Genomic DNA, 25,442 nt, shown 5'->3' with positions numbered 1-25,442 from the left:
TATCACCTGTTGCTGTCGCGTTCGGGCCCGGCATGGGTGTGGGAGCGGAAGGTCCGGCGGTAGGTGTCCGGGGGGACGCCGACGGTTCGGTGGAAGTGTCGGCGCAGGGTGGTGGAGGTCCCCATGCCGGTGGTGGTCGCGATGGTGTCGATGGTGTCGTCGGTGGTCTCCAGGAGTTCCTGGGCATGGCGGATACGTTGGGTGTGCAGCCACTGCAGCGGTGTGGTGCCGGTGAGTGATTTGAAGTGACGGCTCAGGTGGCGCGAGCTCATCCGTGCCTGTCGGGCCAGGTCTTCCACGGTAAGCGGCTCGCCCAAGCGTTTGAGGACCCAGGGGAAGAGCTCGGCGAGGGGGTGGTTGCCCGGCTCGGGGACCGGGGTGGAGATGAACTGCGCCTGTCCGCCGTCGCGGTGTGGCGGAACGACCAGCCGACGGGCGATCTTGTTGGCGTTCGCCGAGCCGTGGTCGAGGCGGACGAGGTGCAGGCACAGGTCCATGGCGGCGGCCTTGCCTGCGGAGGTGAGCACGTCGCCGTTGTCGACGTACAGGACGTCCGGGTCCACGGTGACGTCGGGATGGCGGCGGGAGAGTTCGGCGGTGTGTCCCCAGTGCGTGGTGGCGCGTTTGCCGTTCAGGAGGCCGGCGGCGGCCAGGACGAATGCCCCTGTGCACAGGGAGACCACGCGTGCGCCCGCCGAGTGGGCCGCGCGCACGGCGTCGAGGAGTTCCACGGGCGGGTCAACATCCGTGTCGGCCCAGCCGGGAACGATCACGGTGTCCGCGTGCGGAAGGTAGTCGAGTCCGTGGTCCATTTCCAGGCGGAAGCGGTCGACTCGCACGGCGCCCGGTCCACAGAGGGAGAAGTCGTACCAGGGGTCCACGATGTGGGTCAGGTCCGAGCCGAACACCTCGATCGCCATGGACAGTTCGAAATGCAGCATGCCGTCGGTGACGGCCAGTGCGACGGTAGGCATGTCCGAAAGTGTATGACGCGTGTCGTTCCAGACGCTCGTGGGGGGTCTCGTTTCTCGGCAGGATGTCCATAACGGATCACAGCGAAGCGACGCGGAGCAGCCGCGGAGTAGCTGCGGAGTAGCTGCGGATCAATTGGATGCAGGGGGCAACTCATGGGTACGGGCCAGCGGGTGGCGGTTTTCGGTGCGTACGGGCACACCGGACGGTTCGTCGTGGCGGAGCTCCTCAAGCGCGGGTACGTTCCTGTGCTGAGCGGCCGTGACGGCGACAAGCTGAAGGCAGTGGCGCACGAGGGGGGCCTGGAGGCGCGGGTGGCGTCCGCCGGTGACGCGGCCTCACTCGACCGGGCCCTGGCCGGTACGGCTGCCGTGATCAACTGTGCCGGGCCGTTCGCGTCCACGACGGGGCCCGTCATCGAGGCCGCCCTGCGGGCCGGGATCGCGTATCTGGATGTCGCGGCCGAGATCGAGGCCAACCTCGACACCTTCGCCCACTTCGCCGACCGGGCTCGCCAGGCGGGAGCGCTCATCGTCCCGGCGATGGCCTTCTTCGGCGGTCTGGGCGACCTGCTGGCCACCGCGGCGATGGGCGACTGGACCCAGGCCGACTCCGCGCACGTCGCCTACGCACTGAGCCACTGGCACCCCACCGCCGGCACCCGCCTGTCCGGCGCGGTCTCACGGGAACGGCGCGGCGACTACCGCCTCCGCTACACCGGCGGGCAGTGGGAGCAGCGCACCGACGCCCCGCCCGCCCTGCAGTGGTCCTTCCCCGAGCCGATGGGATCACAGCCGGTGATCGGGGAGTTCACCATGGCCGATGTGGTGACCATCCCCAGCCACCTGTCCATCCCGGACGTGACCACGTACATGACGGCCCAGGCAGCCCGCGACGTCGTCTCACCCGACACACCCGCGCCGGCCGCGGCCGACGAGAGCGGCCGGTCCGACCAGACGTTCCTCATCGACGCCGTCATACGCTCGGGCGACACCCAACGCCGCGCCGTCGCACACGGACAGGACATCTACGCCGTCACCGCACCCCTGGTCGTGGAAGCCCTCGACCGCGTCCTCGACGGCCGCACCCACGCGGTCGGCGTCGCATCCGCAGGCCACATCTTCGACGCCCCCGACTTCCTGCGCGCACTCTCCCCGCACATCACCCTCGAACTGCACCCCTGAGGACTCACGCACCGGACAACCCGCGACAGCCACTTCCTGAAAGAATCCCCGCCATGCCGTACTTCGAGTCCGCCACGGACCGCGCCCGCCTCCACTTCGTCGACTACGGCCCCTCGGACGGCCCTGTCATCGTCTTCGTCAACGGCTCCTACTTCGGTACCGAGATGTGGGAGTACCAGATGGTGCCGCTGGCGGCCGAAGGGTTCCGCTGCGTGGGCTTCGACCGCAGGGGACACGGCAGGTCCGAGGACGTCTGGGGCGGCTTCGACCTCGACACCCTCGCCCGGGATCTGGGTTCGTTGCTCGACCACCTGGACCTGCGCGACGTCACCTTGGCGGCGCATTCGATGGGCACGGTGGAGGTGGTTCGGTATCTGACCCTGCGCGGTATCGACCGGGTGAAGCGCGTGGCCCTCATCGGCGGAATCGCCCCGGGCCCGGCCCGCTCCGCGGACCACCCACAGGGACTGGACCCGGAGCTGATCCGCGGATTCAACAAGACCTTCCGGCAGGACCGGGCAAAGTTTTTCGCGGACGGCGCCAACGCGTTCTTCGCCCGCCATCTGCCCGGACCGCAGGTGTCGGACGCGTATGTGGCGTACATGGTGGACCGCTGCCACGGGGCAACGGCGCACGCCGCGGGCGCCCTGGGGGACATCCTGCCCTCCCTGAACCTCGTCCCGGAGCTGGTGAAGATCGACTGCCCGGTCCTCGTCATCCATGGATCGGACGACGCCTCCGCACCCCTGGCCCTCACCGGCCGCCGCGCGGCGGACCTGATCCCGGGGGCGGAGCTGCACGTATACGAGTACGCGGGTCACGGGCTGTTCGCCACCCACGCGGACCGCCTCAATGAGGACCTGCGCGCCTTCGCCTCCGCCCGCGCCTGACGCCTGACGCCTGAGCCTACGACCGGCGTAGTGCGTGAGCTTCCTTCCACCCCACCTCGCTAGCCACCGAGGCACTCAACTGGACGGCGTTCACGGAAGCACCCCCCAGACACCCCGAATCAACGGAGTTTTACGCCATGACCGTCCAGCCCACCCGTGCCGCCCTCACGATCGACGGCCGCACCCTGTCATACCTCGACTTCGGCGGAACCGGCCGCCCTCTGGTGGCTCTGCACGGCCACCTCTCCGAGGGAGCATCCTTCACCGCCCTCGCTGCCGCGCTCGGGCCCGAGTGGCGGGTGATCGCGCCCGACCAGCGCGGCCACGGCGACTCGGACCGCGCTCCCGAATACACCCGCGCCGGCTACGTCGCCGACCTTCTCACCCTCCTCGACCACCTCGGCATCGGTCGTGCGGTCTTCCTGGGCCACTCCCTCGGCGCGTTCAACGCGTTCCACCTGGCCAGCGAACGCCCAGAACTGGTCGAGGCCCTGATCATCGTCGACACCGCCGTCGACCTCCCCGACCACGGCACCAGCCCCCTCGCCTTCGTGCTCAACTTCCCCTACACCGCGGCCACCCGCGAGGAACTCGCAGCCTCCTGCGGCCCCCTGGCCACTGTCCTCGGCCCCCTGTTGCGCCCACTGCCCGACGGCTCCGGCTGGCGACTGCCCTTCCACCCGCAGGACACCGTCGACTCCGAGAACCTCGTCCACGGCGACCACTGGAAGCAGTGGCTCGCCACCGACTGCCCGGCGCTCCTGATCCACGGGCTGCGCAGCCAGGTCCTGCCCACCGAACAGGCCCAGGCCATGTGCTCCAGACGCCCCGAGACGATCTACCGCGCCCTGGACACCGACCACTTCGTCCAGCAGGCCGACCCGGAGGGCTTCGCCACCGCGGTCCGAGATTTCCTCGCGAGTATCTGAACCACTCGCAGCACCGCTGGGCCGGGACCGACAGGGATGCCGCGGTGACTCGCCGTTGACGGCATAAGCCCGACACACGACCCCAGCCCATCCCCCAACTGGGCGCGGACTGCCGTGCGTTGTGGCCACGCTCGTCGGCCGCCCCGCGTAGACCTGACCCGCCGCCCAAAGGGTTCGGGCGGCGACCAGCGACGGAGCCCGCTTCACCCACCAAGAGCCACTTCTAGGTTTCGCTGCCGGGGTGCCAGTGGTACGCACATGCCCCTGTACGCAGGCAGCGGTCTTTATGGCCTGCAAGTTCATCTCACCAGAGATGACAGGAAAAATCAGGAAGGTTCGCATTCCGTGAGGAACTTCAAGCGCGTTTCAGTCGCCGCAGGCGCACTATTCGCTGCGTTGACCATGATGTTCACCCTCTCGCCCACTGCCTCCGCAGTCGACAACATGCTCATGAACCAGAGCGGATGGTGTCTGGGGGTCGATGGGGGATACAGCGGTAACGGCGGGAGTCCGATGCTCTGGGCTTGTAACAACAACCCCGATCAGCACTGGGTGTTCTCCCGAGTCGGCTCCGATTCGTCGGGCACGTACTACAACATGACCAACGACTCAGGTCGCTGCCTCGGCATTCAGAACGGCTCCAGGTCCGCAGGTACAGGCGCGATCCTGTGGGACTGCAACGGCAACGACGACCAGCACTGGTACATCGACCGCAACTACCGTGACAGTAGCGGCAACCTGATGGACCACCTTCGGAACAGGGGTTCCGGTATGTGTCTTGGCTCCCTCAACGGCGGGGGCCGCGGTACGTACATGATTCAGTGGCCCTGCAACAACAATCCCGACCAGATCTGGTATCGCCAGAACTGACCGCGCGTTCCATACTGAGCGATGTCCGGGCAGGCAGCCGCCGCCTCACACCCCGCCCGGACACAAAAGCCCCGCCACCGCGCGGGGCTTCGCCATGTCATGGCTCGCCCACACGACCCTCACGTTGCCACCGCCCGCCGCACCATGTCGCCCATGTGCACCCCGCAGAGCCACCGCTGAAAAATAGGGGGCAGCTGCTCCTCACGGCACGGCACGGGCGGCGCAGGCCGCGGGTTCGCCTGTCGGGGAGCGGAGTGGCCACCAGGACCCTGCTGAATGGGATGGCCTTGCTGCCCGTGTGCCATTCAGCTGCTCGTGCGGCGCCATTCACGGCCTCGTGGTGGCTGGCGCATGCAGGGTCCGGTCCGCCAGCGTGGAGCGGTTGAGAGCGGTTCCGTTAGGTGGGTGGCAATGGGATGACAGGGAGGCCGTTCACGTCGTGGCTTCTTGGTGTGCTGCTCGGGCAGGCGTACGAAGGAGGAGTGGGCCGGCCCGGTACGGCGAAGTCCTGGCCGGCTCACCCCCACCCGCCTTTGGAGACTGGAGACCGCACGTGACGACCGCGCGAGAAATCATGACCGCTGGAACCGAGTGCATCGGTGCCGAGGAGACGGTACTGCTGGCGGCGCAGAAGATGGCCACACTGGGTGTGGGCGCGCTGCCGATCTGCGGGACCGACAACAAGCTCAAGGGCATGCTCACCGACCGCGACATTGTGGTAAAGGTCCTGGGCGCGGGCAAGGACCCGGCTCAGACGAAGGCAGGCGAACTGGCGCAGGGCGAGGCAGTGACCATCGGCGCCGATGACGACGCCTCGGAGATCCTGCGCACCATGGCAGAACACAAGGTGCGCCGACTGCCCGTCATCGACGGACACGACCTGGTCGGCATGGTCGCTCAGGCCGATGTCGCCCGCGCCCTGCCGGACCCGCAGGTCGGCGACCTCCTCGAAGCTCTCTCAACCGACTGACCCCCTGCCCGGGCGCCGGGCTGCCGCGCGACAGCCCCGCCACAGCGCGGGGCCCGCCGCGGTCTTGGCAGGCCGCAGCCGCAGCTTCTCGACGCCTGGACCGCGAATGCACTGAGTGATCTGGTCAGCCAGTGGGGGGCGAGTTCTACGGACGGCTTTGCGTGTTGCCGCGCATCGACCGCATTTCGGGCGTCACCCTGCGCGAAGCGGTCCGCCGCCTCGCCGACGCAGACCGGACCGCCTACTGGACGCTACCGCCGCGCCCACGGCGGCTGACTCCGTCAGCAACCCCGCTCGGGTTCGCCGAGGATGTCCTGGCGCCTGAAGGTGTGTACGTAGACCAGGGCGGATTGCAGGATCCGCAGGCTCAGAACAGTACGAACATCTCCTCCTCGTCGTGCCGGAACGAATATCTCCTGCTCGGCACGCGGGATGGAGGCGACCTCTCCGCCCTGCCGTAGGCGATCACGGAGTTCGCGCCGTCGAAGGACGAGGTTGCGGAAGTCTGATTCGTCGTAGGGCCGTGATGTCCCATCCCCCCCTCAACACACCATCTACGCCAAAGCCGCATCCACCATGCGGCGGGTGATGGCTGTCAGCTCGGCCAAGTCCGGGGTCGGCCTGGACCGGGCGAGGGCGCCCGCGAGGCGGTCATAGAGGAGGCCGTCGGTCCAGCCCACCAGAAGCTCGGCGGACTCCTCGGGCCGATCCGCCCCCAGCCCGTCGAGAATTCCGGCGACCCGGGCCCGCGCACCGAGGCCCGCCCGGTGGAACTCAGTCTCCAGTTCAGGGTTACGGGCCGCCTCCAGGCTCAGCTCGAAGCGAGCCAGCTGCCGGGCACGCCCCGTGGTCAGCCAGCGGTGCAGCAGCGCGGCGAGCGCTGCCGCCACCGCATCCCGGTCCGGCAGCGGTGCCGGGTCGTCGCCGTCGAAGTCGCCGAGGTCCAACTCGGCGAGCCGTTGGTAGCAGGCACCGATCAGCGCCGTCCTCGTACGGAAGTAGTACGAGGTGCTGCCCGTGGGCAGCTGCGCCGCGGCATCGACTGCCCGGTGAGTCAGCCCGCGCAGGCCTGCGGCAGCCACGAGACCGATCGCGGTGTCCGCGATCAGGGTTCTGCGATCAGGGGTGGACATGCCATCACTCTACAGCTGTAGAGTGATGGCACTGCCTCTACGGATGTAGAGGATCTGAGGGTGAGGAGGGCGCGCCATGGTGAGGGCTCTGCGTCATGCGGTCGTGGTGGGTGCGGGGATAGGCGGGCTGACGGCGGCGGTGGCCCTGCACCGGCGCGGCTGGCGGGTCACGGTGTGCGAGCGGGCGCCCGGGCCGTCCGCGGCCGGTGCCGGCATCATCCTGGCCCCCAACGCCCTGCGCGCCTTCGACGCCGTCGGCTTCGATGCCACCAGCGTCGCCGGCCACGCCGTTCCGGCCGCAATGGGTCTGCGGCGCCCCGGCGGAGACTGGCTGAACCGCGCTGATACCGCCGCGGTGGCGGTCCGGTACGGCCGGCCCCCGCTCGCCGTCTACCGTCCGGCACTCGCGGCCCGTCTGACCGCCGCGCTCCCAGAAGGCACGATCCGCTACGGCACTCCCGTCACCGCCGTCGACGACGCCCACGGCAGCCCCGTCCTCCACACCCCGGCCGGAGACCTCACAGCCGACGTCGTGATCGCCGCCGACGGCATCCACAGCGTCCTCCGCCGCCAGCACTTCCCCGCCCACCCCGGCCTGCACTACAGCGGGGAGACCGCCTGGCGCACCGTACTGCCCGCCGACGGCCTCCCCGAGCTGGCCGCCGCCGAGACCTGGGGCCGCGGCGAGCGTTTCGGTGTGGTCCCGCTGGCGGACGGCCGGATCTACGTCTACGCCACCGCCGTCGTACCCGAGGGGTACAAGCGGGCCGACCCCCGCGCCGAACTCCTGCGCCGTTTCGGCACCTGGCACGCCCCCATCCCGGCGCTGCTGGAGCGGATCGTCCCGTCGGCCGTACTCCAGCACGATCTGTACGATCTGGCCGTCGCCCTCCCCTGCTACCACCAGGGCCGACTCGTCTGGCTCGGCGACGCCGCCCACGCTATGACCCCCAACCTCGGCCAGGGTGGCTGCCAGGCCATCGAGGACGCCGTCGTGCTCGCGCACCTGCTGGACGGGGACGACATACCGGCCGCCTTGGCCACCTACAGCCAAGCCCGCCACGCGCGTACCGACGCCATCCGCATCCGCGCCCGCCGCGCCGGCCGTATCGCCACCCTCACCCACCCCGTCGCGGTCGCCGCCCGCGACCTCGCCATCCGCGCCACCCCGGCCCGCGCCACGCAACGTGCCCTGGACGACCTCTTCAACGGCTTCACCCTTCCGGCCGCGACGGCAACACCTGGCCGCGCATAGCTCTGAGAGGGCCGGGCCGGCATCGGTGAAATTTGTCGTGGACGGCTTGCCGACCGTTCAACGTCGAAGCTGAGCACCGCAGTCCATGTCACCTGACGACGGGGCAAGCAAAAAACTCGGTCGTACTCGTCTGCGCGACTACTGTGCTGCTGGTAGATCTTTCACCGAGGAGGGGCTGAGCCGTGTTGTCCACTTCGCACCCGCCGTAGGTACCTCTGGAGACCCCAGAGGGCCATACGGAGGCTCTCGATGTCCAGGACTGTTCGCACGACTCCCTGGCGACTCCGCGTCCGAGACGGCGCGTCGGAGTCCCTCTTCCTCTACGACCTGCGTTACCCACATGCCGAATTGGCCCAGGCCGCCCGCGACGGCCGTCGCCCCGCTCCGACGAAATCATTGCGTCGGATCACCTCCTGGCAGCCAATGGCGCTCTCCTGCAGAAAGGACTCAACATTCTCCGCCGAGATCGCTACGGCCGAACGCCGAGCCCGGCTTCAGGGGCGACTCGAAGCCCAGCGGATCCGCGGACTGCACCACGCCGGCCACGACCTTGACGATGTAGATATCCCTCCGGTACGCCACCGTCACGGTGTGCTCTGGCACGCGTGTTAGACACGAAGCACCCAGGATTGACCGATGCGTACGAGCGCAGGAGGGACCTACGGCGTGCCGCCCTCCTGTCCTTGTCGGCTTCACCCCTCGTCGGACGCTTCACGCAAGATCGTGAAACGCCAGTCGAGGAGGTCCATGCACTCAGGGATCTCCGGCTTCGGGCCGTCGGCGTACTCGCGCATCGCCATGATGGCCTGCACGTTGCGACCGGCTGCCATCAGGCGGTCTACCTCCCGCTGCCCCTCGGCCGAGAGCCGACCCCACAGAGAATCGTTCATTCCCGCATTGAACCGCCCGACCCAGCCAGCGGATACACCGCCTGCCCTGACAGGCTCGGAAGGACCGTCACCAAACGCCCCGCCGAGACAACCGCCTCCTGAGGGCCCCGATCGAAATGGGGTGGCGAATGCACTCCGGACAGGGTGACACTCTCTCGGTGTGCGCGGTTGAAGGGGCAGTCATGGGTGAGATTGCTCCGAGGGAGCTCATCTCCCTCGCTGATGACGAGGGCAACAGTGTCACCGTCAACGTTCTGGGGCGGGATCCCGGATGGAGCGCCGGACTGGAGGCCGAGATCGTGGTCAGGACACCGTTCGTGTCCGGCCGTATCGACTTGGTGCTTTCCGCCTCGAAGCTTGAGAGCTGGGCGGACTCGTTGGACAGGCTGGACGCCGGCGAGGACACCGCTTGGATGGAGTGGGACAGGGGACCGTCCATTTCCATCCAGCTCGATGGCGAGCGCGGCTGCCCGGAGGTGGTCGTCGAGGATGAGTCGGGGTCCATGGTCACCGTACGGGTGCCGCTCGTCCCGCCGGACGATTGGATCGCTGACCACCGGCAACGCCTGAGCCAGGTGATGACTCACTGGGTTCCGATGCTGTCGGAGTAGGGGACAGGCTGCCGCCAGGAGGTTGAGAGCGCATCCACGGGTGAGAAACGCCTCGTGGAAGGCGGGTCGGGTCGCCCGGTCAGCGGCTGGGCCAGGGGTAGTGGCGGGTGAGGGCCGTCCATTCCTCATCCGCCTGTCCGGGGACGAGACGGCCGTGGGCTGCCCACTGCCGGGCGAGCTGGGTGAAGATCGGCTCCAGTGCTGGTTGGGGAATCGTTTCGGCGCGGCTTCGCCGGGCGCCGACGTAGGGAGCCTGCCTCATCATCGTCGGGGTCATGCTGGGTTCAACGGTGCCTGCGCCGTCTGGGTTACCCCGACCGGTACCCGCTCCGCGGCGCCCTGTCGGCCGATGCCATCAGTAAAAATGAGGCACGGGAAGAACCTGATGGGCTGCCACCGGTTGCTCGCTTGTTCGGTTGTTCGACTGTTTGGGAGTTATGCCCCTCCTATGGGGGATTCTCCTGCTCGGGGAAGCGCGGGACGCTTGTGCGGCCGGTGGCGGACTTCGTGGGCCGGCGGACCAATCGAGGAGAGGAGCGTGGGCCATGTACGCACTGAGGCGTTCGGCAAGGATCGCCGCGATCACTGGTGCGGCGGTGCTGATGGCGGTGACCGGTATGGCCACACCGGCGCAGGCGGCGGAGGGGACGTTCTTCTACACCCGTGCCGACACAGGAGCCGAGACGTTCCTTGGCTCGACCCCGACCGGCCCGTGCCTTGCTGTCCCGGGCGGCGCCCGCCAGGCGACCAACGACACCGACTCCGATGCCCGCCTGTACACCAACAGCAGCTGCACCTCATCCAGCAGATTCCTCGGGTCCCGGCAATCGGACGACTACGCTGCCCCGTTCCCGACGTTCGTCAAGTTCGGCTAGCCCCCTGATCTGATGAAGGGTGCCGGGGTCTGGTGGCCCGTCACGGCCAGGGCGCGTGTGCGCGCAGACGGTGTACACCACCAGGCCTTGGCACGTCATGGTCACATGGTTGCCCCCTCCGCTCGACCAGTCATTGCCGGTGGCGCGTTTCAGTCGGTCTTCGCCGAGTCGTCGAAGAACCTGACGATCCGGGGCAGGGCCTGTTGCAGCGATCCGTTGTGGTCGTAGTCGCCGACATCGGTCAGCCGGGGAGCAGCGCCGTTCCTCGTCAACTGGTCGGCGCAGTACGTCGCGTGACGGAAGTCGACGTCCTTGTCGCCCCGGCCGTGGAAGATCTCCACCGGTACGTTCGGCTGCCAGTCACACGTGTTGTCCATCGGGCGCAGCTTGTCCTTCAGTACACCGTCGGGCTTGCGGATCTTGTTCAGGAAGTCCTCGGTGAACAGGTCCTTGGAGGCCGCCGGGAGTGTGTCGACGATCTGCTTGGTGGTGTGATAGCCGTCGAAGAGACCCTCCACCTCGTCGGCGTAGGGCGCGAGAAAGACATCGCCGGGTGACGTGTAGAGGCCGTACATCTTGTTCCAGGCGGTGACGAAGTAAGCGAGGTAGATGCCGGATTTTGCGATCTTGTCGTCGGCTGCGGCGGCCTCGAAGGCCGAGAGGTTGTAGGGGCCGCTGACTGGGGCGAGTGCCCCCAGCCGGAAGTAGCGGTCCGCGCCCTCCTGCTGGAGCGCCCGGCCGACCAGCATGGTCGCGGGGCCGCCCTGCGAGAACCCGCTGACCTGCACCTTTCGCTTCAGCTCGCGGCCGTTGCGATGGGCTAAGGTCCGGGCCGCGCGCAGGCCGTCCACCGAGGCCGCGACGGTGGCCCGAGGGTCGCCGTAGGGGTGGAAGCCTTCGCCCGTTCCGAGGCCCACGTAGTCGGGCGCCGAAACGGCCCGCCCGGTCGAGGCGAACAGCAGGGCGGTGAGCCGGTCGGTCGATTTCGGATCCTGCGAGGCGACGTCCTTGCGGTAAACGGTGGTGCCGTGCAGCCAGGAGACGGTGGTCAGGTGACGCGTCCCGTTCTTGGGCAGGACGACGAGCTGGCTCGCGGTCGTGGGGGCGCCCGCGCTGTTTGTGGTGCGGTAGGTGACCCGATACGCGGTCACGCCGTAGCGGACCTGGGACGAGTCGAGGTTTCCCCGGAGTTCCGTGACCACTTCCTGCGCTGTGAGGTCGGCCGTTTGCTCGACGGAGACGACATCCCCACCTCGTGCCCGCTCGCTGTGGGAGTCGGCTGCCGCCGAGAGCGGAGCCGCCAGGGTGGATGCGCTGCCGAGGACCGCCACACCAGCCAGAATCCGGATTTTCGTTCGCCGTGAAGTCATGGGTGGATCATGCCCGTCGGCCGCTCTGCTGGGACATGGAGTGAACCCCCGGGCCGCAAGGGGGGAAACCTCCTCGGGGTCCGTAGGGGATGCCTCTCTACGGGGCAGGTCGGATGCCGCACGGTACGGGGAGCGGACGGTTCGCGTCCGCTTTCACCAACCATGGGGGGTCCATGGGATTCATCAACACACGCCTGGCGTTGACCGGCGCGGCGGTGGCCGCCCGCTCCGCTATGGGCCTGGCCTTCGGGCCCGCGGGCCCAGTCCTCTCCCCGCCCAGGGCGCCCGGAGAGTACGGGCCCCGCCAGGGCCGGGGGAGTGGCAGGCTGGGCAATTGGGCGCCGCAGATGCTGGCCGCCGTCGTAGACGTACGGGGTAAACGTTTCCGGCTCTGCGGCACTCGCGCCTCACGGAGCCCTCGTGCCGCGTTCCAGCGTTGGCCCCAAGGGCGTTGAAGTCACAGCAACCGGTCGACCAGCCCGTCGATGTAGTCCGGGGTGAGCGGGCCCACGCCGAACAGGACGCGGATATACATCGGGGCCAGAATGTGGTCCAGAACGTCGAACGCGTCGGGTGCCTGCTCGCCGCGTTCGCGGGCGCGGTCGAGCATGGACTGCAGTTGCCGGGTGCGTTCGGCGCGGAGGTCGTCACGTGCCTGCAGGCCCTGCTGGCCGCAGCTGGACAGGGCGACGGCCAGGTGCAGCACCGCCGGGCCGTCAGGTCCGGTGATCTCGCGGGCGACTTGGGCCGCGTAAGTGCGCAGGTCACCGGCGAGGCTTCCGGTGTCGGGCATCGGTGACCGCGCGTTGAGGCGGGTCAGCGCCACGTCGGTGAGCAGGGTTTCCAGGCTGCCCCATCGGCGGTAGATGCTGCTGTCGGCCACGCCCGCGCGGGCTGCGACCTCGCCGACGGTGAAGTTGCCGTAACCGCGCTCGCTGATCAGGTCGGTGACGGCCTGATGCACCTCCGCACCGACGCGGGCGCTACGCCCGCCGGGCCGCCGGACCCGCTGTCGCTCGTTCATGCCCCCACCTTAACGCAGTCGGCGCTTGCGTTTGTGAGGCGATCGTCCGTACAGTCCCCTAACGCAGTCGCCGACTGCTTTAGAGCGCTCGGATGTCTCGCCACCCGCGTCGACCGCGGCCGGGTGCGACGAACGATTGAGAGGAATCCCCGTGGCTGCATCGCATGCGGCGGCCGTAGGCAGTCGATCAAACCGGGCCGTCCTGCTCACGGTGACCTGCCTAGGTCAGTTCATGGTCCTGCTCGACAACACGATTGTCGGAGCGGCGCTGCCCGATATGCAGCATCGGCTGCACACTCAACTGACCGGTCTGCAATGGATCGTCGACGCGTACGTGCTATTGGTCGCCATGCTGCTGCTGTCCGGCGGTATCTTCGCCGACCGGTTCGGCCGCAAACGGGTGTACCTGACCGGCGTGGTGGTGTTCACCGCCGCGTCGGTGCTGTGCAGCCTCGCGCCCTCGGTCGGCTGGCTGGTCGCCGGCAGGGTGCTGCAGGGCATCGGCGCCGCAGCGCTGAGTCCTGCCTCCCTGGCCCTGCTCGCCGCCGCCTATCCCGTGCCACAAGAACGCGTCAAGGCGATCGGCCTGTGGGCCGGATTCAGCGGACTCGGTCTGGCCGCAGGCCCCGTGGCCGGCGGCGTGCTGACAGAGGCCTTCGGCTGGCCCGCCATCTTCCTGGTCAATCTGCCCATAGGTGTGGTTCTTCTGGTGGTCGGTCTGCGCAGCCTTGAAGAGGCTCGCAATCCGAGCGCCCCCGCGATCGACATCCCGGGGAAGGTGTTGTCCGTTCTGGGGGTGGGGACGTTGACGTACGGGCTGATCGAGGGTGGTGCGCGCGGCTGGACGTCGCCGGTGATCCTGGGAAGTTTCGCCGCCGCGGCGCTCCTCCTCGCCGCCTTCGTCGCGGTCGAAGCGCGTCGTTCCGCTCCGATGCTGCCGCTGCGGCTGTTCCGGCAGCGGCTGTTCACCGTGTCCAACACCGCCATGGTCGTGGTGGGGTTCGCGCTCATGGGTTCGTCGTTCTTCTTCTCCCAGTTCTTCGTGTACGTCCAGGGCAGTTCGATCCTGCGCGCCGGCCTGCAGACCCTCCCCGTCTCCCTCGCCATGGTGATCGTCAGCCCGTACGCGGGTCGGCTCGCCGCCCGGTACGGCTTCCGCATCGTGGTCACCATCGGCCTGGCCTTGGCCGGAGGGGGATTGCTGGCGCTCGGCACGGTGCACGCCGACACCGGTTACGGGAACGTGTGGTGGCGGCTGGGAGTCGTCGGCATCGGCTTCGCCCTGACCCTGTCCCCATTGACGGGAGCCGCCATCCAAGCAGTCAGCCCGCAGGAAGGCGGCCTCGCCTCGGGCATCAGCAGCACCACCCGGCAGATCGGCGCGGTGCTCGGTGTGGCGGTACTCGGAGCCATCGTCCGCACCCGGCAATCCGGCGGCGCCTCCTTCGAGGCCGGACTCAACAGCGCCTTCGTCGCAGCCGGCGCCATCACGCTGGTCACCGCCGTGTTCACCGGCCTGTGGCTGGCGAGGTCCAAGCCGGTGGGTGGCGCTGCGGTGCCCCAACGTTCCACCGATCCAGCTGCAGTTACCACCTCGAACGAGGCTTCCGCTAACAGTCGTTGACAAATGGCAACCGCCTCGGCCCGGGGGCGTCCCGCTGGAGTCTCGTCCAGCGGGACACCCCCCGGCGCACACCAGGATGACGCCCTGCCCCCTCTCACCAATGACCGTTCCGCCGTCTGCGGTCAGCCGCGCACGTGCAGCCCAAAACCCGTGCGGCCCGCAGGCTCCAGACCCTCCTTCAGGTGAAGGGAGGGGATCTCGTAGTCACCGAAGTTCTGCTTCCGGAACGCGATCGGTTCCGTCGACTCCAGCGTGAGCAGGCGCTGCTCCCAGGCCTTGGCGACGTCCGGGTACTCCTCAACGGTCATCCGGTCGGTGCCGTACAGCACGAACGGCGGCAGCACGTCGATGCCCGGGTAATACAGGATGCCGTGCTGGATGGGGAACAGCAGATCGTCGATGGGCCCGTTGATCCCGCGAGCGGCGTAGTGAGACTCCGGGCCGCCGGCGGTCACCGAGAGCAGAGCCCGCTTGCCCGCGAGGGTGCCTTCACCGAAGCGCTCGCCGTACTTGGTGTCGCTGTGCTCGCCGACGCCATACGCGAAGCGGTAGGTGAACACCCGGTCCACCCAGCCCTTGAGGATCGCGGGCATCGCGTACCACCACAGCGGGAACTGGAAGATGACCGTGTCGGCCCACAGCAGCTTGTCCTGCTCGGCAAGGACGTCCGGGGTGAGCGTCCCAGCGTCGAAGGCCCGGCCCGAATCCAGGGCGACCTTCAGCGGGCTTGAGGCGTGGGGACCGTAGTCCGCGGCGTCCACGACCGCCTTCCAGTTCATCGCGTACAGATCACTCACCCGCACCTCGTGGCCAGCACCCTCCAACGTGGCCACCGCGAGGTCCTTCAGCGAGCTGTTCAGCGACTTCGGCTCCGGGTGGGCGTAGACGATCAGCGTTTTCATGGCAACTCCTTCGGATCGGATGCCGTCGATCCTGGGCGCCGCGGCGCTGGGCGTTCAGGGGCGCCTCTTCCGTCGGACGGGACTTCCTGGTACCAGCAGGGCCACCTTCACGCGCGTCAGCGAGGCCATACTGGGGGCATGGACGATCTTGCGGGCTTCTTGAGGACCAGGCGTTCCCGAGTCGACCCGGGGTCTGTCGGTATCCCCACCGACAGCCGCCGCCGGGTCGAAGGGCTGCGCCGCGAAGAGGTCGCACACCTGTCCGGAGTCAGCGTCGACTACTACGTACGCCTGGAGCAGGGCCGCGCGACCCAGCCCTCCGAGCAGGTTCTCGACGCTCTCGCCCGCGTCCTCGGCCTCGACGAGACCGAACACGGGCACCTGTACCGGCTCGCCCGGCAGCGCCGACCCCGCGCGAAGGCGCCGGGCGGCCGGGTCCGGCCCGAGGTGCTGCGCGTCCTCGACCTGGTCATCGACGCACCCGCGCTGATCATGAACCACCGCCTGGACGCGCTCGCCGGGAACCGCCTCGCCAGGCTCCTCTTCGGCCGGCCGATGCCAGGCCTGAACATCGCCCGGCACCTCTTTCTCGAGGAGGCCGAGGGCGGCCTTTACGCGGACTGGGACAACTGCACCCTCGACGTGGTCGGGCACCTGCGCCTGGCCGCCGGCAAACACCCCGAGGACCCCCGTCTGGCCTCGCTCATCGGCGAGCTGGCGATGGCCAGCGAGCGCTTCCGCCGCCTCTGGGCCCGCGCGGACGTGCGCGCCCGCACCCATGGTCACAAGACATACCGGCACCCCCTGGTCGGACTGCTGGAACTGCACCAGGAGAACTTCGCACTGCCCGACGAAGCAGGCATGGAGCTGCTGGTGCTGTCAGCGGCTGCCGGCACCTCCGCCGAGGACGGGCTGCGCCTTCTCGCGGGCCTGGACACGGAGAGCGCGGACGCGCGTCCCACCATGAACGCTCAGGCTCAGATCCGCGAGTGACGGCCAGGCGCTAAGAGGAGATCCCCTGCGTCTTCCTCGGCACGGTCCCCGCGGCGTCAGTCCGCCTGTGGCTCAGGCCTTGCTCAGGTCGATAAAACGCTGGTCGTCCGCCCGGCTTCCCTGACACGATCTGGGTGTGACCACGTTGTTTCTGATGGTCGGCCTACCAGGGGCCGGAAAGACCACCAAGGCTCGGCAGCTCGCCGAGGAGCACGGCGCGCTTCGCCTGACGCCCGACGACTGGATGATCCCGCTGTTCGGCATGGCAGAGGCGGACGGGAAGCGCGATGTGTTGGAGGGGCGCATGCTCTGGCTCGCCTTGGAGGCGGTCAGACTGGGCACGAACGTGGTGGTGGACTACGGCTGTTGGTCCCGGGACGAGCGGTCCGCGATCCGGTGGCTCGCCGAAGTCGAGGGCGCGAGCTTCCGTATGGTCTATTTGCCGGTGAACGATGAGACCCAACGCCGGCGGATTGCCCACCGCTGGGCGAACGCCCCGGCGGAGACGTTCCCGATGACCGAGGCCGACATCCTGCACGGGCGGGCCCACTTCGAGGAGCCCGACGCGGCGGAGCTGGAAGGCTGCGGCGTCCCCGGCCCACCTCCAGGTTGGGCGGACTGGCGGGAGTGGGCGGCCGATCGGTGGCCGTCGTTCGTGTGACTGAGTTCAGCCCGACACGGTGTGACTCGGCCCTAAGAGCAGGGTCGTTGGGCGTAACGCAGCCCATGCACTTGACGACCCACTCGTGCCAGGCATACCCGCGCTGACCCGCGTCGAGCGGCTCACCGGGATATCGATCGCCACGGGGAAGGACGTAGCAGTCCTGGCCTTCCCGTTTGGCGCGAAGCAGCAGGACGAAGCCCTCGCCGGGACGACCGGCAGTCACCGGCGGCAACCGGCAGCAACCGGCAGCAACCGGCGCCGACAGCTGTGCCCCGCCCGCCGACGCCGGAACCAGCCGAGCCGGACGTCCCGCCACCGCGCACCTTCCTGACGGCGTTCCGCCTCTTCCAGGACCCGAACAGGCGCTGACAGGGCTCTCGTTCCGGAAAATGTGCGGCTCCGGTTCGTTCTCGCAGATATTTTTGCGGTGATCCATTGACCGGGACCGAGACGCCCGGATAGAAAGATCACGATCAGGATCGCGACCACGTGTCCGGTCCATACAGCGCTGCCCGGGGGATTTCGCTTTGCCGCACACAGATGCACTTCGTCCTGCCCGCGTCCTCGTGGTCGAACCCGCCTCCTCCGGGGGCGCCACCCTGATCGGCGTCGCGGCCGAGATGGGACTGCGGGTCGTCGTCGCCACCGCCGACTCCGGCGACCGCCGGCTCTCCGACGCCGTGCGCGCGGCGGCCGACTCGGTGCTGACGGTGGAGACCAACGACCAGGCCGCCCTCGAAGCGGCCGTGCTCGAACTGCACCGGGCCGAGCCGTTCGAGGCGGTGCTGCCGGGCTCCGACATCTATGTGACCGCGACCGCGCGCGTCGCCGCGGCACTGGACCTGCCCGGCCTGCCCGTGGCGACCGTCGACCGGGTCCGGGACAAGAGCGTCATGCGGGCCGCCGTGGCGGAGGCCGGGCTGCGCACTCCGCGCTTCGCCCAGGCGACCACCGACGCCGAACTGCGCGCCGCGGCCGAACTGGTCGGCTTCCCCTGTGTGCTGAAGCCGGTCGCCTGCTCCGGCAGCATCCACGTCAGCCGCGCTGACGACCTCGACCAGCTCACCGCCGCGTTCCAGCGGCTCGTGACCGACCCGGAGCCCGACATGGGCAAGCTGCATGAGCACCGGGTACTCGTCGAAGAGTACGTCCAGGGCCCCGAGTTCAGCGCCGACGGCTATGTCCTGGACAGCGGCGAGATCACCGTCGTCGCCCTCAGCCGCACGCTGCTCGGCCCCGAGCCCGACTTCGTGGAGCTGGGCCACCTCACCCCGGCCCTCGTCGACGACGCCACCCTGAAGAGCGTCGAGGCGTACGTCGGTGATGTCGTCCGCGCCGTCGGCATCACCAGCGGTCCCTTCCACTGCGAACTGCGTCTGGCCGCCGACGGTCCGGTGCTCATCGAGATCGGCGCCCGGCTGCCGGGCGACCGGATCGTGGAGCTGCTGCGGCTCGTGACCGGCGTCAGCCTGCCCAGGGTGGCCGTCGCCACCGCGCTCGGCGTCGACCTGGAGGCAGCCGGCGCCTTCGCGCAGCCGCAGGCGGAGAGCGCCGGCATCCGCTTCTTCTCCGCCGCGGGCCGCTCCTCGTACCGGGAGCTCAACGGGTGGGCGGAGCTGGAGGCGCTGCCCGAAGTCACCGAGACAGCCGTGTACTTCGCGCCGGGTGAGACCATCCCGGGCGTCGAGGACTGCCGCTCGCGCCTCGGCCACGCCCTGTTCACCGCCGACTCGCCGCAGGGCGCCCTCGACCGCTGGCAGGCGCTCGGCGACCTCGTCGTCCCGGCCTGACCCGGCGGATCCCACCATGAACACACACATACTCGACTACGCGGCTGTCGGCGTCGGCCCCGCGAACATGAGCCTCGCAGCGCTCGCGCACCCGGTCGAAGGGCTGCGCGGCGCCCACCTGGAACGCCGTGAGAGCTTCTCCTGGCACCCCGGACTGCTGCTGCCCGAGGCCACCCTCCAGGTCTCGCTGCTCAAGGACCTGGTGACGCTGGTCGATCCGACCAGTCCCTTCTCGTTCCTGTCGTTCCTCGCCAGTGAGGGCCGGCTCTACCGGTTCCTGGCCGCGGACTTCCCGGCGGTCCTGCGTGCCGAGTTCAACCAGTACCTCCAGTGGGTCGCCGGCCGGCTGCCGAGCCTGACGTTCGGGGCGGACGTATCCAGCGTGGACTTCCGCGAGGGGGCCTTCCACCTCCGCACCGGCGAACGCGAAGTGACGGCGCGTCATCTCGTGCTGGGTACTGGGCTCACCCCGTCCGTCCCCGAGCCGTTCCGCCCCTTCCTCGGGCCCACCGTCTTCCACTCCGGGGAGTTCCTGCTGCGGGCCCCCGAGGTGACCGGGCGGCGGGTCGTCGTGGTCGGCGGCGGCCAGAGCGGCGCGGAGATCGTGCGCCACGTGGCGTCCGGCGGGGCGCCCGAGAGCGTCACCTGGGTGAGCCGGCGCTCGTCGTTCCTGCCGATGGACGACTCGCCGTTCGCCAATGACCTTTACACGCCCGACTACGTACGCCGCTTCCACGCGCTGCCCGCCGACCACAAGGCGCGGCTCCTGGAGCGGCAGAAGTACACCAGCGACGGCATCGACCTCCAAGTCCTCCAGGACATCTACCGGTTGAGCTACCGCGACGAGTTCATCGAGAACAACCCGGGCAGGCTGCGCTTCCTGGCGGACAGCGCGGTCACCGCGATCGAGGGTGGCCCCGACGAGTGGAAGCTCGTCGTCGAGTCCTCGGGCCCGGACGCACCCGCCGTGCTCGCCGCCGACATCGTGATCCTGAGCACCGGATACGGCTACGCGCTGCCGGACTTCATGGCTCCGCTGGACGCGCGGCTGCGGCGGGACGACGGGATGCTCGTCGTCGGCGACGACTTCTCGGTCGCCTGGGACGGTCCTGCGGAGAACCGGATCTATCTCCAGAACGGCGCCCGGCACGCCTGGGGCGTCGCCGATCCCAATCTCAGCCTGCTCGCCTGGCGCAGCGCGGTCATCCTCAACAGCATGCTCGGTGAGACGAGGTATCCGGTATGACCGCTCGCCAGGTCGCGCAGTTCCAGCCCGAGGCGGTCGGCGCCTTGGTCCCCTTCGGTCCGACCGAGGTGGAACCCGACGGGGTGATTGTCGCCGAGGCGGACTTCGCCCGCTCGGTCTTCCCCGGCGTGCCGTTCAAGGCGGCCCGCTTCACGGTGCCGCCGGGCGGGACCAGCTCGCCCGACCAGCACGCGGTCCAGGAGATCTGGTTGGTCCACGCCGGATCCGGCACCCTGGAGGTGGACGGCGAACGGTCGCTCGTCGGGCCCGGTTCCCTGGTGGGTTTCGCCTCGCAGGCCGTCCACGAGATGTTCGCCGACCAGGGCGAGGAGCTGGTCATCTACTCCTTCTGGTGGTCGGCGCCCGATGAGTGAGCGCACCACCGGGACCGGTGAGGCGCCGCACTACGACCTCGCCGTCGTCGGCGCGGGCGCGGTCGGCGCCCTCACCGCGTACTACGCCGTGCGACGGGACCCGGGCCGCCGCGTCGCCGTGATCACGCATGCCGGACGGGGGGCGGGCGCGACCCGTCTCTCGGCCGGGTTCGATACGCCCACGGGGCACAACCCGGCCCAGCGCGCCCTGGCCGCCCGCAGCACCGCGCTCTTCGACGAGCTCGCCGCCGAACTCGGGGACGCCGGACGCGCGCCGGTCGACGTCCGCTGGCTGGTGGCGCGCGAGAACACGGCCGCGCTCGACGCGACCATGGCCGACGGCGGCTGCACCCGCCCGGTCACCGCGGAGGAGCGGGCCTTGCTGGACCGGACGTTCCCCGGGCTCGCCTATGGCGGCGACGAAGTCCTGTTGGCCAGCGCCCCCATGATGGCGGGTCAGCCGCAGTGGCTCACCGACCGGCTTCTCGACGAGGTCCTCGGCCGCCCGGACAACACCCTCCTGGAAGGCTTCCGGGTCACCGACGTACGCCGTACGGGCGGGCGCGTCGAACTGGTCGCCGCCGACGGCAGCCGGATCACCGCCGCCAAGGCGGTCCTCGCGCCCGGCCCCTGGGTCCTCGACGGCCCGGTGGCCTCGGCGGCCCGCGAGCGCGGGGCCCGGGTCAAGAAGGTGGTGGCGTTCCACATCATGACGCCGCCCCCGCCGGGCGCCCCGGCACTCGTCCTGGAGGACGCCGACGCCTTCCTGCTGCCCCACCGCCCCGGCGGCCACTGGATCTTCAGCATCACCTCGCCGGACTGGGACCGCGGCCCCGACGAACCGCTCGCCATCGACGCCCGCGACCGGGAACTCGCCCGAGCCCTGCTCGCCCGGCACGTGCCGGGATTCCTGCCGCATCTGCTCGGCGGCCGGGTCTTCAGCGACTGCTTCACCCCTGGCCATCTGCCGGTCGTCGACACCGTCGGCGGCGACGACGTCGTCATGGCCATCGGCGGCTCCGGCTCCGGTTACCGACTTGCCCCGGCCATGGCCGAGGACGCACTGAACCTGCTCGACGGGAGAACGCGAACATGAGCCTGCTGACCGGGGACACGCACACCCCGCGGCACTACCTCCTGGTGCCGCCCGAGGCCACGCCCAACGGCCCCCTGCACCTGGGCCACATCGGCGGCCCCTTCCTGTGGTCGGACATGATCGCAAGGCATCTGCGGGTCCGGGGCGACCTGCCGTTGGTGATCACCGGCAGCGATGTGTACGAGTCGTACGTGACGCTCAGGGCGCACGCCGAGGACTCCACACCCGGCGAGGTCGCCGCCCGCTACGGACAGCGCATTCAGGACGACCTGGCCGCGCTGCGCATCGGCGTCGACGCGTTCATCGTCCCCGACCAGCAGCCCTGGCGGGAGCAGTTCGAGCAGGAGGTCGCCGCCTCGATCGAGCGGCTGACGGCCCGGGGCGCGGTGCTCACGCGCACTGAGCGCGTCCCCCACTGCACGGCGTCGGACCGCTGGGTGGTGGGCGGCTGGCTCCAGGGCCGCTGCCCCGAGTGCGGTGCGGGCATCGCCAGTTACTTCTGCGAGGAGTGCAGTGCGCACTTCCTGCCCGAGTCGGTCGTCGAGCCGCGCCCCCTGCTCGACGAGGGGCCGCTGACCTGGCGGGAGATCTCCAGCCTCTTCCTGCGGCTGCCGGACCGCGACCTCCTGGACAGCACGCTCGTGGACCTTGGCGTCGACGACCGCTACCGGGCCACCGTGGCGCGCTTCCTGGAGCGCGACGGCCTGACCGTACGGCTGAGCGCCCCGCAGAGGTGGGGGCTTCCGCTGCCCCCGGCCGAGCCGGATGTGCCGCGCGCCCTCTTCCCGTACGCCGGGATCTTCATGTTCGCGCGCCTCGCCGGCGCCGTCCACGGCCGGCTCTCCGGCACCGGCGTGAACGCCTTCGACCCGGACTCCGGGGTCACCACCATCACCACCCTGGGGATCGACAACGTGATCCCCACCCTGGTGTCGATCGTCGGCACCAGCCTGCTGCACGGCGACATGAAGCCGTACGACCGGTGCCTGATCAACCACTTCTACCAACTGGCCGGGCGGAAGTTCTCCACCAGCGCCCGGCACGCCATCTGGGCGGCGGACATCGCCGCGTCGCCCGCCATCGGCGTGGACACCGTCCGGTACTACCTCGCCGGGGCCGATCTGGAGTCCGGGGCGGCGAGCTTCGAGACGGCGGACTTCCTCCACACCGCGAACGCCACGCTTGCCGACAACCTCGGCAAGCGGATCGACGCCGCCTGGAGCCGACTGCCCGAGGGGCCGCCGCAGGCGCCCGCCCCGGCCGTCGCCGACCTCCTGGAGTCCCTGCTCGCCGAGCAGTCCGCGGCGCTCGACGGCGCCCGTGTCTCGACGCGGCGCGCGGTCGCGGCACTCGACCGCTGGTGCGCCGACGACGCGGTCGCCCACGCGGCCGAGGACGGTGCCTACTGGTGGCTCAAGGGCCTGTCCCTGCTGGCGTTCCCGGTGATGCCGGACCTCGCCGAGCTCGTCTGGCAGCGCCTCGGCGGCGCCGGAGAGCCTCGCGCGGCGGCCTTCCTCGCCAGGACCCCGGCCCACCGGGACCGGCCCGCGCCCGGCTTCGGCCGGGTCAGCGCCGCCGATCTCGACGCCTGCCTGCCCGACACCCTGCGACCGGGAGCGGACGCGTGACCGACCGGACCACACCGCTGTACGTCGTCCTCAACCGCTCCGGCGACGAGTTCGGCGAATACCACCGCTTCCTCGACGGCCACCCCTGCCGGATGGTGTACCTCACCACGCCCGGCGGGCTGCCCGCGCTCGACCAGGAAGGGGCGACCGAGGTCCATGTGCGCGACAGCCTCGCCCACGACGACCTGCTGCCCCTCGTACGGGAGATCGCGGACCGGCACGGCACGCCCCAGGCCGTCTTCGGCCAGTCCGAGTACGACATCCTGACGGCCGCCCGGCTCTCGGCCGCACTCGGTGTCCCCGGCGGCTACGATCTTGAGCTCGTCGAGCGGTTCAAGGACAAGCCCGCCATGAAGAGCGCGGTCGGCGCGGCCGGACTGCGGGTGCCCCGGTTCCGCAGCCTTGACGACGCGCCCTCGGCGGAGGCGGTCGTCGACGCCCTCGGCGGTCTGCCCCTGGTCCTCAAGCCGCGCGCGGCGGCGGGCTCCCACGGAGTCACGGTCGTCCACAGCGCCGGCGAACTGCGCGACGCGCTCCAGGGCATAGACCCCGAGGCGTACGAGTGCGAGGAGTACGTCGACGGGGACATCTTCCACGTCGACGGCGTCCGCCGCTCCGGCCGCCTCCACTTCGTCACCGCTTCCCAGTACGTCCACACCTGCCTGGACTACGCCCACGGCCGCCCGCTCGGCTCGGTCCTGCTCGACCCGGGCCCCGAGCGCGATGAGCTCACCACGTTCGCCGACCGCTGTCTGCGGGCGCTCGGGCTGCGCGACGGCGCGTTCCACCTGGAGGCGATCCGGCGTCCGGGCGGCGAGCTGGTGTTCCTGGAGGTCGGGCTGCGACCGGGCGGTGCGCAGGTGCCGTTCCTGCACGTCGACCTCTACGGCATCGACCTGTTCGCCGAGGCGTTCCGGGCGGCCCTGGGCCTGCCCCCGCTGTGGCAGCCGTTCGAACCGGTCGAGCCGCCGGCCGGCGGCTGGCTCATCTATCCCACGCCGCGCGAGCTGCCCGGACGGGTCCTCGCGCGCACCTCGCCCGCGTCGGCCGTCCCCGAGGTCTACCACGAGGAGCTGCCCGAGATCGGCCAGATCATGACCGGGCCCGGCAGCTATGACGAGGGCTGTGGGATCTTCCGGTTCCGAGGGCGGAGCGCCGCCGGGGTGCGCGCCGCCGTGCACACCGCGATGGAGGTGTACGGGCTGCGGACCGAGCGGGCCGAGGCAGCTGAGGCGCATGGCTGAGGCACGCCGGTACGGCGTGCTGCAGGCCTGGTTCCAAGAGATCCTCCCGGCCGCCGGGAACGCGCGCAGACTGGGCGTCCTCACGCTCATCCAGTCCCTGGGGCTCGGGGTGTTCCTCACCTCCAGCGCCGTGTTCTTCACCCGGACCATCGGCATCCCCGCCCAGCGCGTGGGCCTGGCCCTGTCGGTCGCCGGGCTCTGCGGTCTGGTCTGCACCGTGCCCATCGGCCGACTCGCGGACCGGCTCGGCGCGGGCCGGGTGCTCACCGTCAACTTCCTCCTCGCGGCCGTCGGCTTCACCGCGTACTGCCTGGTCGACGGCTTCGCCGCGTTCCTCGCGGTCGCCTGCGCCATCGCGGTCCTGGAGACCTCGGCGGGCGCGCTCCAGGCGTCGCTCACCGACGCGCTGGTGGGCGAGGGGGAGCGGGTCAGGGTGAGCGCGCAAATGCGCAGCCTGTTCAACCTGGGCTTCCTCGGCGGCGCCGCGCTGGCCGGAGCCGCCATCGCGGCCGGCACGTCGACCGCCCTGTACGCCACGGTCCTGGCCAACGCCGCGCTGCAGTTGGTCTCCGTCGCCGTGCTGCTGGGGATGCGGCTGTCCGCGGGCCCCGGGCCCCGGGCCGCCGCTGCCGCCGATGCGCCGGGCGGGGTGCTGCGCAGCGCCGCGCTGCGGGACGTGCGCTATGTGGCGGTCGCGCTGGTGTGCGGCGCTCTGGAGCTGTACCACCCGCTGCTGACGGTCGGTCTGCCGCTGTGGATCGTCACCGGCACCGACGCGCCCGCGCTGCTGGTGTCGGGGCTGCTGATCCTGGACACCGTCCTGGTGCTGCTGTTCCAGGTCACGGTCAGCAGGGGTGCCGGCACCCCGGTGGGAGCGGCACGTATGCTGCGCTGGGCGGGGTGGGCGC

The 25,442-nt window shown here is 69.9% G+C and carries 26 protein-coding genes; 19 read left to right on the top strand and 7 right to left on the bottom strand.

The genetic code is table 11. From position 1 onward, the window contains the following. Positions 1–2 precede the first annotated feature (2 nt). A complete protein-coding gene (locus ACJA3G_RS02805; protein WP_406551239.1) occupies positions 3–974 on the bottom strand; it encodes a helix-turn-helix domain-containing protein in 972 nt (323 codons plus the stop codon). Positions 975–1,127: 153 nt separating this feature from the next. Between ACJA3G_RS02805 and ACJA3G_RS02800 the strand changes: the two genes are divergently transcribed. From ACJA3G_RS02800 to ACJA3G_RS02775, 6 genes are all read left to right on the top strand, one after another. Next, on the top strand, positions 1,128–2,156 hold the full coding sequence (locus tag ACJA3G_RS02800; protein WP_406551238.1) for a saccharopine dehydrogenase family protein: 1,029 nt from the start codon (positions 1,128–1,130) through the stop codon (positions 2,154–2,156). 53 nt (positions 2,157–2,209) lie between these two features. Continuing rightward, positions 2,210–3,046: an alpha/beta fold hydrolase gene (locus ACJA3G_RS02795; protein ID WP_406551237.1), complete on the top strand. Its 837-nt coding sequence runs from the start codon at positions 2,210–2,212 to the stop codon at positions 3,044–3,046. Positions 3,047–3,183: 137 nt separating this feature from the next. Continuing rightward, complete coding sequence (locus ACJA3G_RS02790) at positions 3,184–3,975, top strand: alpha/beta fold hydrolase (protein WP_406551236.1); 792 nt, start codon at positions 3,184–3,186, stop codon at positions 3,973–3,975. Between the two features lie 258 nt (positions 3,976–4,233). Next, complete coding sequence (locus ACJA3G_RS02785) at positions 4,234–4,845, top strand: RICIN domain-containing protein (protein WP_406551235.1); 612 nt, start codon at positions 4,234–4,236, stop codon at positions 4,843–4,845. A gap of 553 nt (positions 4,846–5,398) precedes the next feature. After that, the gene (locus tag ACJA3G_RS02780; RefSeq protein ID WP_406551234.1) at positions 5,399–5,815 is read left to right on the top strand and encodes a CBS domain-containing protein; all 417 of its coding nucleotides are present in this window, start codon (positions 5,399–5,401) and stop codon (positions 5,813–5,815) included. Between the two features lie 131 nt (positions 5,816–5,946). Next, on the top strand, positions 5,947–6,276 hold the full coding sequence (locus tag ACJA3G_RS02775) for a hypothetical protein (protein ID WP_406551233.1): 330 nt from the start codon (positions 5,947–5,949) through the stop codon (positions 6,274–6,276). 93 nt (positions 6,277–6,369) lie between these two features. Here the strand turns inward: ACJA3G_RS02775 and ACJA3G_RS02770 are convergent, their stop codons facing one another. Beyond that, complete coding sequence (locus ACJA3G_RS02770; RefSeq protein WP_406551232.1) at positions 6,370–6,948, bottom strand: TetR/AcrR family transcriptional regulator; 579 nt, start codon at positions 6,946–6,948, stop codon at positions 6,370–6,372. 76 nt (positions 6,949–7,024) lie between these two features. On the opposite strand from ACJA3G_RS02770, the gene ACJA3G_RS02765 reads away from it, so the two are divergent. Further along, complete coding sequence (locus tag ACJA3G_RS02765; RefSeq protein WP_406551231.1) at positions 7,025–8,203, top strand: FAD-dependent oxidoreductase; 1,179 nt, start codon at positions 7,025–7,027, stop codon at positions 8,201–8,203. 447 nt (positions 8,204–8,650) lie between these two features. On the opposite strand, the gene ACJA3G_RS02760 is transcribed toward ACJA3G_RS02765, so the two are convergent. Beyond that, the gene (locus ACJA3G_RS02760) at positions 8,651–8,806 is read right to left on the bottom strand and encodes a hypothetical protein (protein WP_406551230.1); all 156 of its coding nucleotides are present in this window, start codon (positions 8,804–8,806) and stop codon (positions 8,651–8,653) included. An 89-nt stretch (positions 8,807–8,895) separates the two neighbouring features. Continuing rightward, positions 8,896–9,093: a hypothetical protein gene (locus ACJA3G_RS02755; RefSeq protein ID WP_406551229.1), complete on the bottom strand. Its 198-nt coding sequence runs from the start codon at positions 9,091–9,093 to the stop codon at positions 8,896–8,898. Positions 9,094–9,275: 182 nt separating this feature from the next. Between ACJA3G_RS02755 and ACJA3G_RS02750 the strand changes: the two genes are divergently transcribed. Both ACJA3G_RS02750 and ACJA3G_RS02745 read left to right on the top strand, forming a co-directional pair. Then, positions 9,276–9,704, top strand: a complete 429-nt coding sequence (locus ACJA3G_RS02750; RefSeq protein ID WP_406551228.1) for a DUF5959 family protein — start codon at positions 9,276–9,278, stop codon at positions 9,702–9,704. Positions 9,705–10,249: 545 nt separating this feature from the next. After that, positions 10,250–10,579 carry a hypothetical protein gene (locus ACJA3G_RS02745; protein WP_406551227.1) on the top strand — a complete coding sequence of 110 codons (330 nt, stop codon included), beginning with the start codon at positions 10,250–10,252 and terminating at the stop codon, positions 10,577–10,579. A gap of 149 nt (positions 10,580–10,728) precedes the next feature. Here ACJA3G_RS02745 and ACJA3G_RS02740 read toward each other — a convergent pair whose 3' ends face one another. Both ACJA3G_RS02740 and ACJA3G_RS02735 read right to left on the bottom strand, forming a co-directional pair. Continuing rightward, a complete protein-coding gene (locus tag ACJA3G_RS02740; protein WP_406551226.1) occupies positions 10,729–11,949 on the bottom strand; it encodes a lipase family protein in 1,221 nt (406 codons plus the stop codon). Between the two features lie 457 nt (positions 11,950–12,406). Beyond that, on the bottom strand, positions 12,407–12,973 hold the full coding sequence (locus ACJA3G_RS02735; protein WP_406551225.1) for a TetR/AcrR family transcriptional regulator: 567 nt from the start codon (positions 12,971–12,973) through the stop codon (positions 12,407–12,409). 151 nt (positions 12,974–13,124) lie between these two features. Here ACJA3G_RS02735 and ACJA3G_RS02730 point away from each other — a divergent pair, with 151 nt between their 5' ends. After that, positions 13,125–14,597 carry an MFS transporter gene (locus tag ACJA3G_RS02730; RefSeq protein ID WP_406551224.1) on the top strand — a complete coding sequence of 491 codons (1,473 nt, stop codon included), beginning with the start codon at positions 13,125–13,127 and terminating at the stop codon, positions 14,595–14,597. Positions 14,598–14,719: 122 nt separating this feature from the next. Here the strand turns inward: ACJA3G_RS02730 and ACJA3G_RS02725 are convergent, their stop codons facing one another. Then, positions 14,720–15,499 carry an NAD(P)H-dependent oxidoreductase gene (locus tag ACJA3G_RS02725; protein WP_406551223.1) on the bottom strand — a complete coding sequence of 260 codons (780 nt, stop codon included), beginning with the start codon at positions 15,497–15,499 and terminating at the stop codon, positions 14,720–14,722. A 138-nt stretch (positions 15,500–15,637) separates the two neighbouring features. Between ACJA3G_RS02725 and ACJA3G_RS02720 the strand changes: the two genes are divergently transcribed. The 9 genes from ACJA3G_RS02720 to ACJA3G_RS02680 all read left to right on the top strand — a co-directional run. Continuing rightward, positions 15,638–16,492, top strand: a complete 855-nt coding sequence (locus tag ACJA3G_RS02720) for a helix-turn-helix transcriptional regulator (protein ID WP_406551222.1) — start codon at positions 15,638–15,640, stop codon at positions 16,490–16,492. A gap of 136 nt (positions 16,493–16,628) precedes the next feature. Then, positions 16,629–17,153, top strand: a complete 525-nt coding sequence (locus ACJA3G_RS02715; protein ID WP_406551221.1) for an AAA family ATPase — start codon at positions 16,629–16,631, stop codon at positions 17,151–17,153. Positions 17,154–17,722: 569 nt separating this feature from the next. Then, complete coding sequence (locus ACJA3G_RS02710; protein ID WP_406551220.1) at positions 17,723–18,946, top strand: ATP-grasp domain-containing protein; 1,224 nt, start codon at positions 17,723–17,725, stop codon at positions 18,944–18,946. Between the two features lie 16 nt (positions 18,947–18,962). Then, positions 18,963–20,192, top strand: coding sequence for a lysine N(6)-hydroxylase/L-ornithine N(5)-oxygenase family protein (locus tag ACJA3G_RS02705; RefSeq protein ID WP_406551219.1), 1,230 nt, complete (start codon positions 18,963–18,965; stop codon positions 20,190–20,192). Then, on the top strand, positions 20,189–20,566 hold the full coding sequence (locus ACJA3G_RS02700; protein ID WP_406551218.1) for a cupin domain-containing protein: 378 nt from the start codon (positions 20,189–20,191) through the stop codon (positions 20,564–20,566). The genes ACJA3G_RS02705 and ACJA3G_RS02700 overlap by 4 nt, the downstream gene beginning before the upstream one ends. Then, complete coding sequence (locus ACJA3G_RS02695; protein WP_406551217.1) at positions 20,559–21,662, top strand: NAD(P)/FAD-dependent oxidoreductase; 1,104 nt, start codon at positions 20,559–20,561, stop codon at positions 21,660–21,662. The genes ACJA3G_RS02700 and ACJA3G_RS02695 overlap by 8 nt, the downstream gene beginning before the upstream one ends. Next, complete coding sequence (locus tag ACJA3G_RS02690) at positions 21,659–23,290, top strand: class I tRNA ligase family protein (RefSeq protein ID WP_406551216.1); 1,632 nt, start codon at positions 21,659–21,661, stop codon at positions 23,288–23,290. The genes ACJA3G_RS02695 and ACJA3G_RS02690 overlap by 4 nt, the downstream gene beginning before the upstream one ends. Beyond that, on the top strand, positions 23,287–24,534 hold the full coding sequence (locus ACJA3G_RS02685; protein WP_406551215.1) for an acetyl-CoA carboxylase biotin carboxylase subunit family protein: 1,248 nt from the start codon (positions 23,287–23,289) through the stop codon (positions 24,532–24,534). Before ACJA3G_RS02690 ends, ACJA3G_RS02685 begins: the two co-directional genes overlap by 4 nt. Next, positions 24,527–25,442, top strand: a 916-nt coding sequence (locus ACJA3G_RS02680) for an MFS transporter (RefSeq protein ID WP_406551214.1), incomplete at its 3' end; no start/stop codon positions are given. The genes ACJA3G_RS02685 and ACJA3G_RS02680, both read left to right, overlap by 8 nt.

Source organism: Streptomyces sp. YS-3 (assembly GCF_045257485.1).
In the GTDB taxonomy this organism is placed as follows: domain Bacteria; phylum Actinomycetota; class Actinomycetes; order Streptomycetales; family Streptomycetaceae; genus Streptomyces.
The sequence above is the reverse complement of the archived record's forward strand: the minus strand, read 5'-3'. Positions and strand labels throughout refer to the sequence as shown.

Bases quoted from the DNA above. Each gene is read 5' to 3' on its own strand.
- ACJA3G_RS02705 (WP_406551219.1), top strand. From the start codon at position 18,963: ATGAACACACACATACTCGACTACGCGGCTGTCGGCGTCGGCCCCGCG.
- ACJA3G_RS02740 (WP_406551226.1), bottom strand. From the start codon at position 11,949: ATGACTTCACGGCGAACGAAAATCCGGATTCTGGCTGGTGTGGCGGTC.
- ACJA3G_RS02750 (WP_406551228.1), top strand. From the start codon at position 9,276: ATGGGTGAGATTGCTCCGAGGGAGCTCATCTCCCTCGCTGATGACGAG.
- ACJA3G_RS02745 (WP_406551227.1), top strand. From the start codon at position 10,250: ATGTACGCACTGAGGCGTTCGGCAAGGATCGCCGCGATCACTGGTGCG.
- ACJA3G_RS02755 (WP_406551229.1), bottom strand. From the start codon at position 9,093: ATGAACGATTCTCTGTGGGGTCGGCTCTCGGCCGAGGGGCAGCGGGAG.
- ACJA3G_RS02800 (WP_406551238.1), top strand. From the start codon at position 1,128: ATGGGTACGGGCCAGCGGGTGGCGGTTTTCGGTGCGTACGGGCACACC.
- ACJA3G_RS02735 (WP_406551225.1), bottom strand. From the start codon at position 12,973: ATGAACGAGCGACAGCGGGTCCGGCGGCCCGGCGGGCGTAGCGCCCGC.
- ACJA3G_RS02790 (WP_406551236.1), top strand. From the start codon at position 3,184: ATGACCGTCCAGCCCACCCGTGCCGCCCTCACGATCGACGGCCGCACC.
- ACJA3G_RS02805 (WP_406551239.1), bottom strand. From the start codon at position 974: ATGCCTACCGTCGCACTGGCCGTCACCGACGGCATGCTGCATTTCGAA.
- ACJA3G_RS02720 (WP_406551222.1), top strand. From the start codon at position 15,638: ATGGACGATCTTGCGGGCTTCTTGAGGACCAGGCGTTCCCGAGTCGAC.
- ACJA3G_RS02700 (WP_406551218.1), top strand. From the start codon at position 20,189: ATGACCGCTCGCCAGGTCGCGCAGTTCCAGCCCGAGGCGGTCGGCGCC.
- ACJA3G_RS02795 (WP_406551237.1), top strand. From the start codon at position 2,210: ATGCCGTACTTCGAGTCCGCCACGGACCGCGCCCGCCTCCACTTCGTC.
- ACJA3G_RS02690 (WP_406551216.1), top strand. From the start codon at position 21,659: ATGAGCCTGCTGACCGGGGACACGCACACCCCGCGGCACTACCTCCTG.
- ACJA3G_RS02770 (WP_406551232.1), bottom strand. From the start codon at position 6,948: ATGTCCACCCCTGATCGCAGAACCCTGATCGCGGACACCGCGATCGGT.
- ACJA3G_RS02725 (WP_406551223.1), bottom strand. From the start codon at position 15,499: ATGAAAACGCTGATCGTCTACGCCCACCCGGAGCCGAAGTCGCTGAAC.
- ACJA3G_RS02765 (WP_406551231.1), top strand. From the start codon at position 7,025: ATGGTGAGGGCTCTGCGTCATGCGGTCGTGGTGGGTGCGGGGATAGGC.
- ACJA3G_RS02785 (WP_406551235.1), top strand. From the start codon at position 4,234: ATGCCCCTGTACGCAGGCAGCGGTCTTTATGGCCTGCAAGTTCATCTC.
- ACJA3G_RS02695 (WP_406551217.1), top strand. From the start codon at position 20,559: ATGAGTGAGCGCACCACCGGGACCGGTGAGGCGCCGCACTACGACCTC.